12 protein-coding genes are annotated in these 15,931 nt (G+C 61.5%); 1 reads left to right on the top strand and 11 read right to left on the bottom strand.

What is annotated here, in order from left to right:
- Positions 1-35 precede the first annotated feature (35 nt).
- The 11 genes from MITSMUL_RS06190 to MITSMUL_RS06140 all read right to left on the bottom strand — a co-directional run bounded on the left by MITSMUL_RS06190 (position 36) and on the right by MITSMUL_RS06140 (position 15,544).
- Positions 36-1,190, bottom strand: coding sequence for a hypothetical protein (locus tag MITSMUL_RS06190; protein ID WP_005840973.1), 1,155 nt, complete (start codon positions 1,188-1,190; stop codon positions 36-38).
- A 77-nt stretch (positions 1,191-1,267) separates the two neighbouring features.
- Positions 1,268-1,732: an OmpH/Skp family outer membrane protein gene (locus tag MITSMUL_RS06185; protein ID WP_005840971.1), complete on the bottom strand. Its 465-nt coding sequence runs from the start codon at positions 1,730-1,732 to the stop codon at positions 1,268-1,270.
- A gap of 88 nt (positions 1,733-1,820) precedes the next feature.
- The gene (locus MITSMUL_RS06180) at positions 1,821-3,134 is read right to left on the bottom strand and encodes a hypothetical protein (protein WP_040635949.1); all 1,314 of its coding nucleotides are present in this window, start codon (positions 3,132-3,134) and stop codon (positions 1,821-1,823) included.
- 58 nt (positions 3,135-3,192) lie between these two features.
- Entirely contained in the window at positions 3,193-5,166 is a 1,974-nt protein-coding gene (locus MITSMUL_RS06175; RefSeq protein WP_005840968.1) for a BamA/OMP85 family outer membrane protein, read from the bottom strand.
- Positions 5,167-5,214: 48 nt separating this feature from the next.
- On the bottom strand, positions 5,215-5,805 hold the full coding sequence (locus MITSMUL_RS06170) for a hypothetical protein (protein ID WP_005840966.1): 591 nt from the start codon (positions 5,803-5,805) through the stop codon (positions 5,215-5,217).
- Between the two features lie 154 nt (positions 5,806-5,959).
- Complete coding sequence (locus tag MITSMUL_RS06165) at positions 5,960-6,586, bottom strand: sigma-70 family RNA polymerase sigma factor (protein ID WP_005840962.1); 627 nt, start codon at positions 6,584-6,586, stop codon at positions 5,960-5,962.
- Positions 6,587-6,621: 35 nt separating this feature from the next.
- Entirely contained in the window at positions 6,622-10,953 is a 4,332-nt protein-coding gene (locus tag MITSMUL_RS06160; protein WP_040635623.1) for a translocation/assembly module TamB domain-containing protein, read from the bottom strand.
- A 74-nt stretch (positions 10,954-11,027) separates the two neighbouring features.
- Complete coding sequence (locus MITSMUL_RS06155; RefSeq protein WP_005840957.1) at positions 11,028-12,629, bottom strand: TolC family protein; 1,602 nt, start codon at positions 12,627-12,629, stop codon at positions 11,028-11,030.
- A gap of 93 nt (positions 12,630-12,722) precedes the next feature.
- Positions 12,723-14,009 carry an MlaD family protein gene (locus tag MITSMUL_RS06150; protein ID WP_005840955.1) on the bottom strand — a complete coding sequence of 429 codons (1,287 nt, stop codon included), beginning with the start codon at positions 14,007-14,009 and terminating at the stop codon, positions 12,723-12,725.
- Positions 14,006-14,761 (bottom strand): ABC transporter ATP-binding protein, encoded by a 756-nt coding sequence (locus tag MITSMUL_RS06145; protein WP_005840953.1) that lies wholly within the window; start codon positions 14,759-14,761, stop codon positions 14,006-14,008. Before MITSMUL_RS06145 ends, MITSMUL_RS06150 begins: the two co-directional genes overlap by 4 nt.
- 15 nt (positions 14,762-14,776) lie before the next feature.
- On the bottom strand, positions 14,777-15,544 hold the full coding sequence (locus MITSMUL_RS06140) for an MlaE family ABC transporter permease (RefSeq protein WP_147653187.1): 768 nt from the start codon (positions 15,542-15,544) through the stop codon (positions 14,777-14,779).
- A gap of 202 nt (positions 15,545-15,746) precedes the next feature.
- Here MITSMUL_RS06140 and MITSMUL_RS12735 point away from each other — a divergent pair.
- The coding region (locus MITSMUL_RS12735; RefSeq protein ID WP_005840949.1) for an RNase H1/viroplasmin domain-containing protein at positions 15,747-15,931 on the top strand (185 nt) is incomplete at its 3' end.

Here is a 15,931-nt window from a genome sequence, read left to right as displayed (position 1 = left end):
CTTCTTTCTATGATTGGGTTAGGGATAAGATGGTATCATGAGTTCCCAGACAAGCCGTCCGCGCCGTCATCACCGAGCGTGCTGACTTCGCTGACGAGCTCATCCGTGACATCCTCCGTATCGCTGCCGATAACCGGCATGAAGCGCTCCGGCTTCATGCTCGCGGGCAGGTCCACGGGGAGCTTGAACGCGAGATCCTCGGCAGGATTTGCCAGGATCATCGTGAAGTGATGCAGGATGGCAATCTTGGCCGCCCTACCCGAGATGTCATTGCGGATGTGCGTGTCGAGGGCCTGGATTTCCTCGGCCTTCTGCGCCATCATCTCCTTGATCTGGGCGCGCTGCTGGAGCTTCTGCGCTGCCGTCATCTGCATCTGCTGCTGCATGGCCGCCGTGTCGCGCTGCTGCGCTTCAGACTGCTTGAGCACCGCTGCGGATTTCTGCTGAGAGAGCGAGTTCTTGGCCTGCTCGCGCCAGGCGGCGAGCTTCGGTCCCATGACCGACTGCACATAATCATTGACCTCGCGCTCCCACTCCTTCGCGAGTTGCTGTTGGCGCATGCCGCGCTCCTCCTGCAGGAGGGCGCGCTGGTTCTCCCAGCCCGCCCGCTCTTCATCGAGGTCCTGCTGCTTCGTCCAAGGATGGTGCATGGCCTTCTGGTTGTCGATCTTGATGTTGAGGTTGAGGATCGCGTTCTGGTAATCCTCATCGACAGCCTTGCGACGGCTCTCGTACTCGGCCTCATGGGCCTCGCGATACGCCTTCTCGACCTTCTTGGCCTCGCGCTCGAGCTCTGTGCGGCCGCCGATGACCGTCTGGGCATTCTTCTGCCAGACCGAATCGTCGAACGGCTTCGACTCGACCGCAGGCGGCTCCACCTGCATCTCGGGCAGCTTCTCCGTATCCTTCAAGGAGAGTTCCAGGCTCTTGTACTCCTTCTGGAGGGTCTGGAGCTTCTCGTAGTCGGGATGCGCCTCCATGACCTTCTGCATGTCGACGAGACCGATGCTCGCGGCAGCTGTCTCTTTGACGGCTTCATGCCCCGGCATCAGGGCGCGGATGCCCCATGCCCCGAGGAAGACGAGGCCGATGGCGATGGCACTGCCGAGCAGGATCTCCTTGCGCTTCGTCTTCCAGAGACTTGGCTTCTTCGGGGTGCCCGAGGGCGTTGTTTTATCTGGATTGTCCACGCGCTCTCGCCCCCTTACAAGTAGTACCGAGCGTAAAACCCGCTCGGTACTCGACGCTCCATATGACCCTCAGAGGATTACTTGCTGAGCTTGTTGATGACATCCTGCGTGATATCCTGGCCACCGTAGACCACCGAGCTCTTCTCGAGGACGACGGAGAGGCCCTTAGCCTCTGCTACGCTCTTGACGGAATTCTCGATGCTCTTCTGGAACGGCTCCATGAGTTCCTGATTCTTCTGAGCGAGGCGCTGCTGCGTCTGCTGATAGTAGTCGTTCTTCTCCTGGTCGCTCATGTTAGCGGATTTCTCCTCGAACTCCTTCTGAGCGTCCTGGACTTCTTTCTGCATCTGGGACTGGATGTCCTGGAGCTGCGAGCTCTGCTGTGCGATCTGGCGGTAATCGACGACGCCGACATTCGAGCTTGCGGCACTTGCGATGCCCGAGCCGGACTGCGTGAGAGCGAGTGCGACAACGGAGCCGACAAAGACGAGTGCGATGAGGACACTGATGATCTTGACCTGTTTTTTCTGCAATGTAACCATTTTATCTTCTCCTTCTTACGATTCCAAAGAAACACGTTTATTATAGCAGACTTCGCAGGGGTCTACAAGGATTTCCCCTGCGGAGCATTCAGAAATTCCCGATGAGGCGGAGCCAGCCCTGTGTCTTGTCGAGGACGTACTCCACACCGAGGAAGTCGTGAATCTGATAGAGGAGCCCGGCCTCGCCGAGGTGGTCGGTGAAGCGGTACTCATAGCGGAGCTGCCAGCGCGGTGCGAGCGCCTGCATGGCGCCGAGCACGAAGCGCTTCTCGCGCATGTCGTAGCGCAGCATCGGCGTTGTGCCCATGCCGATCCGGTGGCTGTAGCCCATCTCCCAGCCCCAGTCCACCTTCTGCGGCATGAAGTCGAGCTGCGTGAAGAGCTCATCTCGAGCGGTCACCATGCGCCCGGCGTGGAGGCGGAAGCGCAGGCTGTCCACCTCGCGCTCGTACTTGCTCTCCTTGCGCCCCATGTCGACCCACCCCGTCAGCCGCGCGCGGTAGCGCGAGGAGTCGGAGCGGCTCATGACTGCCATGCGCTCCTGCGGCGCAATCGTCACGACGGTCTTCATGCGCAAGGCCTGGAAGTCGCGCTGCACATCGAGGCGCTCGGCAAACAGCTGCTCGAAGTCATGCTGATGACGCGCGACAAAGGCGACGGGCACGCCGACGAGCATGTCGACCTGCTCCTGCATGAGCTCGCGGTGGTTGAGCAGCGTGAGGTTTGGGATCGTGTCTGACCGCATTGAGAGGTCCGCCGTGCGGATGACGGGCAGGCGCGGGTAGACCGTCAGGCGGACCTTCGCGCAGCTGCCCTCGGTGTCGATCTCGAAGTCGCCGCGGAACTCCGGCAGGTGGCTCGCGAGGTACGTTTCGAGGTGATGCTTGAGGACACCGTTCGTCCAGTCGGCCGCTGCGACTGGCAGGCCGTAGAGCGCGTCCGAGAAGACCGAGCCGACATCGGCGAGGTCCTGGCGGACGAGGCGCTCCACCTCAGGCGGCATGCCCTCGACACTCGTCTCGACCGAGATCGTGCGGATCTGGTCCGACCACGGCATCAGCTCGACTGTGACATCGGCCGTATCGCCGAGCCTCAGGCTGACGCCGCGCACCGTGTAGCCGACAAGCACCTTGTCGAAGACCTGGCGGATGACCTCACTCTGCGCGGCGGCATCTGCGTCGGACGAATCGGGGGACATGCCGAGCAATAGCTGCTCGGCGATGACCTGCACGCTCCGCTCCATGCGCTGCTGCACGAGAGGCGGCAGCCCCTCCGAGGCGGTGACGTGGGCCGCCACCGCCTCGACGCGCCCGGCTGCTTCAGCCTGAGGCTGCGGCAGCGCGAATGCGCATAGGAGCGCGAACAGGCACGCGAGCAGCCCGTTCCGCTCTCTCCCCATCATGGACGTCATCGTCAAGAGGCATCCCTTCTCTCAAGCCACTTTCGCGTCTGCGCGTCCATCAGAACGTGCTGCCGACGTTGAAGTGGACGCGTCCGCCGTCCTCGCCCCAGCCGTAGTCGAAGCGCAGCGGTCCGATTGGCGTCGTCAGCGAGATGCCGACACCGACACTCGCGTGCAGGTCGTCCGGCGTCAGGCCGCTGTCCCAAGCGCCGCCCCAGTCCGTGAACAGAGCACCCTGCACCTTCTTGACGACCGGGAAGCGGTACTCGACCGTGCCGAGGAACTCGCGGTCGCCGCGGAACTGGTCCTCGCGGTAGCCGCGCAGCGAGCCCTGGCCGCCGATGCGGTACTGGTTGAACTCCGAGATGTCGCCCGTGCCGACGCCATAACGGGCGCGCAGCGCGAAGACCTGGGAGCGGCCTGCACGGATGTAGCGCTGGCCGTCGACTGTGTACTTCTGGAAGTCGAAGTCGCCGCCGAAGCCCGCGAACTCGCCCGAGAGGCTCAGGCGGCTGCCGCTCATCGGGTTGTAGACGTTGTCGCGCGTATCCGTCACGTGCTCGAACGTTACGCTGCGCGTCGTGCCGAAGTTGTCCCTGCGCCAGCCCTCATACGCTGGGGTGCTGCGGTCGCCGAGGTTACCGTCATCGACGTGCTTTACATATGAGTCCTTGCGATTGCGCAGCGTCAGGTAGTTCGTCGAGTACTCGCTGACCGGACGGCCAAACGTCAGCTCGCCGCCGGAGTACTTGCGCATGTACGTCTCCTTGAGGTCGCCGCTCTCATCGTAATCATCGTACTCGTACGTGCGGTTGTAGATGCGGAACGTGCCGACCGTCTCCTTGCTGTCGAGCCACGGCCGGCGGTAGGAGAACGTGTAGCCGTGCGCATCCGTGTCATCGCCGCTCGTCTCGTACGAGAGGCTGATGGCATCGCCCGTGCCGCGGAAGTTCGTGTCGCCGATTGAGACCATGCCGACGACGCCGTCCTCGCTCGAGTAGCCAGCACCGATGCCGAACGATCCCGTGCGCTTCTCCGTGACGTCGAGCTCCATGACGACGGCATTCGGGTCGACACCCGGGTTCATCTTGATGTTGACATCCTCGAAGAAGCCGAGGTTGTAGACGCGCTGCATGCTGCGGCGCGCGAGCTTCGAGTTGAACGGCTCACCCGGCTTCTGGCGCATCTCGCGCAGGATGACGCGCTCCTTCGTCTTCGTATTGCCCTTGACCTTGTAGCCCTCGAGGATGCCCTCGTTGACCTTGAGGGTCAGGATGCCATTCTTGTCGATGTTCATGTCCGTGATCTTTGCGAGGATGTAGCCGTCGCGGCGGTACTGTTCCTGGATGGCCATGACGTCCTTGTTGAGCTCGCGGCTGTTGAGGATCTCGCCCGTCTTCATGGTGATGAGCCCCTGGAGCGTCTCCGTGCTCTCGACCGTGTTGCCGCTGAGGCTAATGCCCTTGAGGACCGGGTTCTCCAGCACGTGGTACGTGACGACGACACCTTCCGGCACCTTCTCAAAGCTCGGATAGATATCGTAGAAGTAGCCCGTGTTGTAGATCTTGTCGCGGTCGGCCTCGAGGCCCTTGACCGTGAACATGTCGCCGGCCTTCATCGAGATGGCGGCCTTCGCCGTGCCCTCCGTCAGGGCGGAAGTGCCGTCGAACACGGTCTCGACGACAGTCTGACCTTCGTACTGCTTCATGCTGTCCGCGATAGCCGTCTCCTGCGGGCGCGTCTTGCCCCAGTTCAGCGTGCGCTCGTCCACTGTGCTCGTCGCAACGGCATCCGCCTGCGCCGAAGCAGAAGTTTCGGCTGCGGCCTTTGTCTCAGGCGCAGCAGCTGTCTCAGCTGCTTTCGCCGCTGCCGGTGCAACGGCGGCCGCATCCTGCGCAGCCGTCTCAGCCGTTGCCGCGGGCTCTGTGCTCGCAGCTGGGGCCTCGGCTGCCCAAGATGTACCCGGCATAGCCGTGCAGCCAAGGGCAATTGCCACAGCGTAAGCGAGGGATCTGTAGTTCTGTTTCTTCAAAGGTCAAACCTCCTATGCAATACCTTCCTGATAGGGAGGGAGTAATCATCACCGCCGCAAGGTCTTGCCTGCGGTCTGCATCAATTTCTGCATCCCGTCATCCGGGACTTTCGGCGCGCTCTGCACTACCGCGTGCGGCTCTGCTGCCGCGGGGGCTGTCTCTTGGGGTGCAGCCTGCGGTGAAGCCGCTGCCGTCACCTTAGCGGGCGCCTCTGCCTCTGACATCTGCTGCGGCGGCGCAACTGCGGCGGGCTCCGCCTCTGGTGCGCTCGTGGCAGTCGTCACCTGCACCGCAGGAGCTTCCTGCGGCTCGGCGGCGTCCTCCACCGCATCCACGGCATCTACCTGTGCCCTCACAGGAGCCGGCGCTGCCGTGTAGACGGCCGTCCGGCTCTGCCAGAGCGCATAACCGCCGCCCGCGATGACGAGCGCCACAAGTGCTGGCATCAGGCGCATCGACCACCGCTTGACAAAGCGATGGCCCGGCGTGCCTTCCACCCGGGCCAGTTCTGCCTTGGCCAGCATGACTTTGAGCTCTCCGCGCACTCTGTGATTCTCCGCGAGCGAAGTCTCCGCCTCCCCGAGCCACTGCCTTGCCGCCCGGATGTGACGGCGCTGTTTCTGATTCCGGTCCTTCATGACACACCTCCTGCCCGATTCCACAGACTTATTCCTATAATCCGAGGTGTTCCCGTCATAATGACATGCCGTATCGCGCGATGAGAGCGGATGCCGTTCAAATGGCTTCTGTTTTCCACTATTTCCTTGCGCTTCCTACTCGATTTCTTTTCTTTCACCAGTAATGCATGAAGCGAGAGAGCATGCCGCGGACGCGGCGGATGCCGTTCTTCTGCAGGCGGTAGATGTGCGAGGCGCTGACGTGCAGGGCGTCGGCCATGCCCGCAGCGTCCTCGCTGCTCAGGTACATGCCCTCGAGCACGGCGCGCTCCTTGTCCGGCAGGCGCGCCATCGCCTGATGGAGGCGGTGCGCGAGCTCATGGCTCTCCGCCTGCTCCGGCACGGATGCCCCCGTGTCGACGAGATTCTCCTTGAGGTTTCCGCCCTCGAGATTCTCCTCCATGCAGGCGACATCGACCTGCCCCTCGCGCCGCAGGAAATCCATCATGCGGCCGCGGATGCGGTGCACGGCAAACAGGCTGAAGGCCACGCCGCGCGTATGGTCGTAGCGCTCCGCCGCCTCGATGAGGCCGACCGTGCCCTCTTGGATGAGGTCGAGAGCGCAGTCGAGCTGCGCAAAAGGTGCCGCTTGCTTGAAGACGAGCGGCTGATACGATTCGATGAGCCGCTGGCGCGCGCCTTCATCGCCGCGCTCCTTGAACGCGGCCCAAAGCGCCTGCTCCTCTTCAAGGTCCAGTGTCTTTACCTTGCGGAGCTCCTTCAGGTAATCTGCGAGCTGCATGCGGCTCACCTCCTCTCGAAACAAGATGATAAAACTCAGAAATGGACGCGGGCTTCGAGGCCCACGATGAACTTCTGCGACTCCTTATCGAGCGACAGGCCAAAGCGGTCGTTCATGTCGTACTGCACGCCGAAGCGGTGCGTATCATCGCCGCCGATCTGCTGCGTGTATTTGAGCATGACCTTGTCGGTGATGTACTTGCCCATCTCGACGTGGTAGACATCGATGTCCTTGCTCGACTCCTCGTCGTGCGTATCAAAGGCAGAGCCGCTGCCGCGCGCGATCGTGAAGCGGTCGAGCCAGAGCATGTTGCGCATGACGTCCTCGACCTCGGACAGGAAGCTCATCTGCAGGCCGACGATCAGGAGGTCGCCGGCATCGAGGTTGGCCTGTCCGGCCTTGTAGGCATCGCGCAGGGTCAGCAGCTGGATGATCTCCGACTGGCTCATCTCCGGCGTCGACCGCAGCGTGAACGTCATGTTGTCGAGCGGCCCCGTGATGGAAAGGTAGACCTTGGCCTGCGTCAAGCGCGTGTCCGCCAGGAACGTGATGCTCGGCAAGAACGAATCGACCTGGTTGAAGTAGGCCGTTCCCTCGCGGACGTTGAACTCCGTCTTGAGGTAGTTGATCGTGCCGCCGCGCTTGACGGACACCGAGCCCGACGTCTTCGGATGGCGCGTCGTACCGCCGAAGTGGACGTTGCCCGTCAGGTACATATCGTAGAGGTACGAGCTGTAGGCGTGGACCTTGTCGCCGACATTGACGTCGGCGTCGAGGATGATGTCCGGCAGCTCGCCGTCGCTGTCGGGGATGGCCGGCACCGAGATCGTGCAGTTTGCGAGGTCGACCTGCCCTGATATCTTCGGCAGTTCCATGCCGTAGAACTTGTCTTTGTTGACGCGCAGCTGTCCGCTCAGAGGCCCCTTGAAGAAGCTGCTCTGCACGTCGAGCTTGTCCGCTGTCAACGAAAAATCGTACTCAGAGGGTGTCAGGCCGTTCATCTTGAGCGTACCCTGCCCCGTATACATACCTTCGCCCATTTTACCAGAAAAATCGCGGACTGTCATCGTATCGCCATTAAAATCAATCTGGGCCGTCATCTCCGTGACTGGCACGGTGAGCGGCTTGAACTTGACGGCGCCGTCCGACAGGGAGATGCTGCCCGTGACGAGCGGGTGCGCGAGCGTGCCCGTAAACTCCAGCGTGCCCTTCGTCGGACCGAGCGCCCAGTCGATCTGGTCGGAGACGAACGGCAGGATGGAAAGGTCGGCCTGGTCGAGGCTGACATCGAGCTTGATGCGCTCGTAGTCGTTGAGGTCCTCATTGCGGTTGGCAAAAAGTGCCTTGATCGGCACGATGCCCTTGGCCGAGGCCGTGTAGTCCTTGCCGTTGATGGCCTTCGCGACCGAGAAGTCCTTGACATCGACGAGGCCGTTCTTGAGGTGGAACTCGCCGTTCATCGCATCGAACGTCGAGCCCTGGAAGCCGCCGTTGTTCGCGGCAATCGTGACATCGGCAGAGGGGTTATCCGTCGTGCCGCCGAACGTCGCCTCGATGTCAGCCGTACCGTGCACCTCGCGCGCGAGGCCGGCCGACTTCGTGAACATGCCGAGCGCGAGCTTCTGCGCCGAGAAATGCGCCTGGATCGGTCCGCCGATCGTCACATAGCCATCTGCCGTGAAGCTGCCGTCCGTGCCCTGCTGGCCCGCGAGCTTATCGATGTAGACGACGTGGTCGAGCAAGTGCAGATTGGCATCGACATCGTGGACGTCGTACCCAGAGATCTTGCCGTCCGCCAGCTGCCCGGTGATCGTGAGCTCCGGATTGTCGTAGGTGCCGCCGACCTGGACATCGCTGCTGACCTTGCCGGAGACAATCTCGTTCTTGAAATTGCAGATGGCCGCGATTGCATTGACATCGCCGTCCTGCACCTTGACGCTGCCGTCGGCATCGTGCGTATCGATATTGATGGAGAGCGACGCCTGATAGCTGCCACCGCCCTGGCGGAAGCCGAACTGGCTCAGGCTGACGACGCGGTCCTCATAGTCGACCATGCCACGGACATCCGTGAGCTCCTGGTCGTTGAGCGTGATGGAAGGTGCCGTGAGGATGCCGTGGAAAGTCGGGTCCATGAGCGTGCCGCCAATCTGGCCAGCGAACGTGCCCTTGCCGCTGACCGGATACGGGAACTTGTTCGCGAAGCGCTCCATGTTGATCTCGTGGACGCTCGCGATCATGTCGAGGTTCCAGTTGCGGTCGACTGTGCCGTTGAGGTCCATGTCGACCATCGGCGAGAAGACGTGGAAGTCCTGCAGGCGCGTGAAGCCATCCTCCATGAAGTAGTCGCCGTCCATGCCGGAAAGCAGGATGCCGTTGTAGCTGCCGCGGTAGAAGTGGATGTAGCCGACGGCATTGGGATGGTCGAGCGTGCCCGTGATCTTGATGGTGTTGTCGACATTACCCGTGATGGGCTGGTCGGGGAAGGCGAGCGCCGCGATATCCTCCATGCGGGCACCGACCGTGTCGATGCGCATGTCGATGCGCCGCTCCCCTGTGAGGCCGACCGAGCCGTCTACGTACCAGGTCTGCTTGCCGTCCTTGACGAGCGAGAACTCGTCGATCGTGACGCCGTCGAGGCTGCCGCCAGCGTTGAATTTCAGGCTGTCGTACGGCTGCTTGAAGAGCGTGCCGTTCGTCGCGGTGAACTTGAAGTTCACCACAGGATCAGCGATATCGCCCTGTGCCGTGCCCTCAAAGTCGCCGAGCCCCGTGACATCGGCCTCGGGGATCAGCGTCCGCGCGAGCGAGAGGTCGACATGGCCGCCGTAGAAGGCGAGGTCGATCTTGCGGCCGCCCTTGACCTTGCCCTCGATGCCAAGGCTCGAGCGATGCGGCAGGTTGAGGCTCGCGTAGTCGATCGTGACATCCGTGCCCTGCGCGAAGAACGAGGCCGTGAGGCTCTCGATCGGCAGGCCCTTGTACGAACCAGCCTGCAGGGCGGCGCTGCCGTACGCCTGCAGATCGCTCGTATCTGTGCCCGTGCCGGAAAGGCCCATGTTGAAGGAGACACGGCCCGTGAGGTCCGCAAGCTCCGGGATGTACGAAGCCGCCTGCTGCGTGTCGATATCGCTGCCGACGAGATGAGCTGCATACGTCAGGCTGCTCGGCGAGAACGTACCCTCGCCGCGCACTGTGCCGCCGAAAGCGCTGACCGAGACATCCTGAACAGAGACGCGCCCGCCTTCATAGCGGACGTGTGCGCTCGCATTCGTGAACGGGATGCCATTGGCCGCGCCGGAAGCGACGCGGACATCACCGTCGATGACGGGGTCCTTCACCGGGCCTGTGATATGTGCCTTGAGCGAAGCCGCACCTTCATAGGGGATGTCCTTGAGCACCTTTGCGGGGTCAAGCGAATCGGATGAGATCGTGAGGTCGAGGTACGGGGTATCCGTGTCGTAGCGGACCTTGCCCTCGGCATGTGCCTGCTGGCCGGCCGCCTCTGCGTCCGTAAAGAGCAGCACCTCTGCATCTGTGAACGAGGCAAAGCCGTGGATGTCGTCGACCTGCGTGTCCTTGACCTTGACCGAGCCGTTCTCGTACTGAGCCTGTCCTGCAAAGGAGAGCTGGCTGCCCATGTACTGGCCCGAGACCTTGGCCTCCGTGACCGTGCCGCCGAGGACTTCGACGCCGTCAGGGATCGTGCCATCCGGCAGCAAGGGCAGGACGTTCATGAGGTCGAGGCCCGAGACCTTCAGGTTGAAGATCTGGCGCTCCTTGCGGTAGGTGCCCGAGAAATCGACGGCCGAATCGAGACAGTTTGCCTTGGCCGCGAGCTTCAGCACGGGATAGTCCGAGAAATCAGCCGAGCCCTCGATGTCCTGCGCCGTGACCTCATGGCCCTGCGCCGACACCGTGACCGTGCCGTTCTCCACCGTGACCGTGCCGAAGAACGAGCTAGAGCCCGAGCTCTGCGTCTTGATGTCCTCGACGTTCCAGCTGCCGTCCTCGCGTTGGATGAGGTTTGCCTTGACATTCGAGAGCGTGACTTCCTTGACGACGTAGGCCGGGTCGCGGTATGCAGAAAGCAGGCGGAGCTCCACCCGGGCCGTATCGGCCTGGGCGATGCATTCCGCCTGCTTATCATAGATGGCAAGATCATGAATCTCAAGGTCATGAAGCGAATTCACCTTGATGGCGCCGACGGAGACCGGCACACCGAGCGTCTCACTGGCTACAGTGGACGCCGTGCTCTCTACTTTGTCCATGAACGCGCTGGTCTGTATGTAGTACCAGATGCCGCCCAGTACCAGCAGCAGCACGCCAAAAAGCGCGCCGATGCCTATCCCGATGGTTTTCCGTTTCATGACGATCTCCCCAAAATTCACTCTTGCTGTATCGGATTATGAAATTTGCTGTATCTTGTGTCTTGCAGGAAGTCTCAGTTTGCCATATCCGAGGCGACCGCCTCGCTCGTGACCGTAGCAGCCGAAGGATTCTCTGCCGCGGCTGCGCTTGCTGCATCAGCTGACTTCTGAGCAGTCTGAGCCGTCTCCTGCACTGTAGCGGCCTCAGCGGCTGCGTTGGCCTTCTCGAGCTTCTGCAGCTGCTCCATCTCGAAGATGGCATCGTCCTTGAGCTTGGCCGCATCGCGCGCCTTCGGTGCCGTATCGCCAGCCTGCTCGGCCTCCGTGTACTTGACGACATCGAGGTCGACAGGGATGCCCATCGCCTTGTCGAGCGAGGCCTTGCTCGTGTTGTAGTTGTAGAGGGCCGTGTAGTAGTTCGTGCGGGCCGTCGTGAGCTTCTCGTTGGCATCCATGACATCGAGGTTCGTGCCGACGCCGGCGCTGTAGCGGACCTGCGCAATCTTGTAGTCTTCCTCGGCGCGCGTCACGGCGACGGAAGTCGTCTGGATGTTCTTCTCGGCAGCCTGCAGGCCGAGGTAGGCCGTGCGCACGTCGAGGCGGATCTGGTCATCCGTCTGGGCAGCGGCTTCCTTCGCCTTGGCGAGCGCCATGTTGGCCGAGTTGACGCTGGCCTGCGTCTGGCCGTTATCGAAGACGTTCCATGAGGCATTGACACCAGCCGACCAGCTATCACTATTCGTATGGTCATGACGGAACGGTTTCTCGCCGCCGATGGACTTGTTGACGACAGCATTGACCGTCGGCTGATAGCCAGCCTTGGCCGTCTCGACAGCTGCCTCAGCCGCCTTGACGGCATAGCGCTTTGCCGCACCGTCCGCGCGGTTGTCGAGCGCGTAATTCGTGCAGTCATCCTGCGTCAGGTCGTACTTCGTGTACTTGAGCTGGTCGCGGATGTCGAGCACCGTGTCCGTCGGCAGGCCGATGACGTTGTTGAGCGTCGAGACCGCGATGTCGTAGTTGTTCTGTGCCGTCACGAGCGCCTGCTGTGCATTGGCGAGCTGGACCTGCGAGGCGAGCACGTCGGACTTCGCGACCGTGCCGACACGGTACTGCGCATTGACGTTGTCGAGGTGCTCCTGCAGCGTGTTGACCGACTCCTGCTCGACATCGATGAGATTGCGGCACTGCAGGATGTTGTAATAGTCCGACGTCGCCTGCAGGCGGATGGCCTGCTTCGTCTCCTCGAGCGCAAGGTCCTGCGCATTGAGGCCATAGCGCGCCTGCTTGATCTGGCCCTTGACCGAGCCATTGTAGAGCGGCATCACGCCCTGTGCCGTATTCGTCCAAGAATAATCATAAGCCGGTCCCATGCCAAGCGCATGTGCGTTATGAGCCGAATCCAGAGAATCACCGCCGATGCGGTTTGCACCAGAAGTCCACGTCACCGTCGGGCCCATCGTACGGCGCGCCTTAGACAGCGTCCACTTGGCCGTGTCGACATCCGTCAGCGCCTGGCGGATCGTGCGGTTGTTCTCGAGTGCCATCTGCACGCTGTCGTGCAGGTCGAGCTGAACGGTGTCAGCGGCAAAGGCCGTGCCTGAGACAGCGGCCGTCAGCAGCCCCGTGGCGATGAGGGCAGTCAGTTTCTTATAGAAGCGATTGTTCTTATTCAAGGTCAGTTCCTCCTCAGAGAAAATGTAACATGTCTTTCTTAAATCTTCATTCGAGCACCATTACAAAGAATGGTACCCAAAATCTGCATTGTATCAGAACGACTGGCGCAGGCCGACGTAGGCGGCGCGCTTGTCACTGTCGTTGACATCATCCCACTGGCCCATGAGCCAGGTGCCGGCGTCATTGAGTTGGTACTGGGCGCCGAGCCTCAGGGCAGGGTCGTTCGGGTCCATGGCGTCAACCGAGAAGACGAAGCGCTTGCCGGCGTAGGCGTCGAGGCCCAGGCCGACATCGCCGTTGATGACGCCGCCGCGCACGGCGTAGTGTTCCGTGCGGCGGCCGACTTCGAGGTTGCCGCGGTTGCCGTCCCCGATGTCATCGAGTCCGGCCCGCAGAAAATTTCCCGTCTCAGGCCCCAAGTCGACGTTGAAGTTTGCCTTCCAGTCGTCTTTCGCTCCGCTGTAGAGCAGGTCAGCAGATGGCTTGACCTTGATATCTTCGAGCTTGCCCATCATATTTCCTGCTTTTTCGGACATCTGGCGCGCATTGCGGATCGTCGTCTTGATGTCCTCCGCCGTCTGCGGGTCGCCGACGGCGCCATCCATGTTCTCGGCAATGTGCGCGATGCGGTCACTCGTGTCCTTGATGTTCGCGAGCGTCAGGCGCAGGTTCTCCGCCGTCTGCGGGTCCGCGCCGACCGTGGCGAGATTCGTCATCATCGCCTCGACCTGGTTCATCGTGCGGTTGAGGCCGGCAGAAGCCGCGTTGAGATTCGAGAGCATGCCCGTGATGTTGCCCTGGTTCTCGCGCATCGTCTGCTCCATCGCCGCGACGAGGCCGTCCATATGCGCCGTCATGTCGCGGATGTTGACGGCCATCTGCAGGAAATTCTTCTGGAAGTCCGGATTGCCCATGACCTGATTCATCGAGTCGAGCAATGCCTGGACCTGGTCCATCACATTGCCTGCCTTCGCCATCAGCGAATCCATACCCTCCTCTTCCTGGCCAATAAGGTAATCGCCATCGCCGAGGTAGATGCCCTGATCCTTGCCCGGCAGGATGTTGATGAATTTCTCACCCATGACGCCGGCCGAGGCGACGGTCACGGAAGACCCCTTCGGGATCTTGGCCTTGCCGTCGATGTCTAAGGCGACGGTCACGCCGCCGCCATCGTTGCGGACGCTCTTGACCTTGCCGACGGGAACGCCTGAGAGGCGCACGACCGACTCCGGCTCGACGCCGATGACCTGTTTGAATCCCGCGTAAAGTGTATATCCCTTATGCCCCGACAGAGAGACGCCGGAGAGCAGCATGGCGACTGCCACGAAGAGCACGACACCGACGACGGTGAACGCCCCTACTTTTGCCTCTGTTGTCATCGCTCATCCTCCTTTTCGGACTTGACGGTGCGCAGCGTGCGGAAGAAGGCCTGCACGCGCGCATCCTGTATCTTCTTGAAGCGCTCGACCGTATCGACCGCAATGAGTTCTCCATCGTAGATCATAGCAATGCGGTCCGAGATGCGGCAAGCGCTGGCCATATCGTGTGTGACGACGATGCTCGTCACCGAGAGAGCCTTCTGCGTGTTGACGATGAGCTCGTCGATTTTCTCGGTCATCAAGGGGTCGAGGCCCGAACTCGGCTCATCGTAACAGATGATAGACGGCTCGACGGCGATAGCCCTCGCGAGGCTCACACGCTTCTTCATGCCGCCCGAGAGCTCATTCGGCATCATGTCCTCGACGCCGTCGAGCCCGACGAGGTGCAGCTTGTCGTGGACGATTTCCTTGATGTCCGCATCGCTGAGCTTCGTATGCTCGCGCAGGCCGAAGGCGACGTTCTCGCCGACGGTCATCGAGTCAAACAGCGCCGAGTACTGGAAGACCATGCCCATCTTGAGGCGGACCTTGTTGAGCTCCGCCTCGCTCATCGGCACGATGTCCTGCCCGTCGATGAGGATCTGGCCGCTCGTCGGCTTGATGAGGCCGATGAGCAGGCGCAGGAACGTGCTCTTGCCAGAGCCCGAGCCGCCGATGATGGCGAGCGTCTCTCCGTCGCGTATCGTCAGACTGATGTGCTTGAGCGCATCCTTGTCGTCAAAGCGCATGCAGACGTCTTTGAATTCAATCATAGTCCATCCCCCTCATCAGTACAGCAGGAACGTCAGCACGGCGTTCAGCAGGAAGATGACGATGATCGAGGCGACGACCGTCTTCGTCGTCGCCCGGCCGACGCCCTCCGCCCCATCTGGGCAGTGCAGGCCGTAGTAGCAACCGAGTACTGCGATGACATTGCCGAAGAAGATGGCCTTGATGACGCCGCCCGTCATGTCGAACAAATCCGCAAAGATGTGGATGGAGTTCATGTAGCTGTACGTCGTCAGCCCCTTGTAGAAGACGGCGATGAGCCAGCCGCCGAAGACGCCGATGACGTCGCCGAAGACCGTGAGAATCGGCACGACGATCATGCAGGCGAGCATGCGCGGCACGAGCAGGTAGTCGACAGGGCTCACGGCCATGACGCGCAGCGCGTCGATCTGTTCCGTGACCTTCATCGTCGCGATCTCCGCCGTGATAGCCGAGCCGACGCGGCCGGCACAGACGACAGCGACGAGCACCGGGCCGAGTTCACGGCCAATCGCAATCGTGACGATGCCGCCAAGCGTGCCTTGCGCGCCGAAGCGGATGAGCACATCGGCCGTCTGCAGCGAGATGACGACGCCCGTGAACAGCAGCGTCAAGCTGACGATCATCAGGGAATCGACGCCGAGATGCGACATCTGCGCGAGGATATGGCGCAGGCGCGGCTTGTGGCGCAGTGCGCGCAGCGTCTCGCCGTAGAGCAGCACGATCGTGCCAAGCTCTTCGAAGCGTCGCAGCACGAATGCGCCGATGGTGCTGAGTATCCGAAGCAGCATCCAGCTCCCCCTTCCTTTCTGTCTTTCTATTTCCTTAATTTTCTAGTGAAGCGCTTATGTATAAAGCTCCATAGTTACGATTGTAGCAAGCAATTCCGAAATAGTAAAGAAAAGTTTACTATCTTGAACACAAAAATTTGATTCTTTTCTGCCCCCAAATCCCTTATAATAAGAAAAAACAGGTATCTTGGAGGAAATTATGCCAAAAAAAGTATATGCCGTGCGCGTCGGGCGCAGCTGCGGGCTCTTCACGAGCTGGGCAGACTGCGAGAAGCAGGTCGCGGGCTTCCCCGGCGCCCGCTACAAGAGCTTCGCGACGGCGCAGGAAGCGCTCGCCTGGCTCGCGGGCAGCGATACGCCGCACGCGGAGCGCCGGCCCGCGCG

Source organism: Mitsuokella multacida DSM 20544, from assembly GCF_000155955.1.
In the GTDB taxonomy this organism is placed as follows: domain Bacteria; phylum Bacillota; class Negativicutes; order Selenomonadales; family Selenomonadaceae; genus Mitsuokella; species Mitsuokella multacida.
The sequence above is the reverse complement of the archived record's forward strand: the minus strand, read 5'-3'. Positions and strand labels throughout refer to the sequence as shown.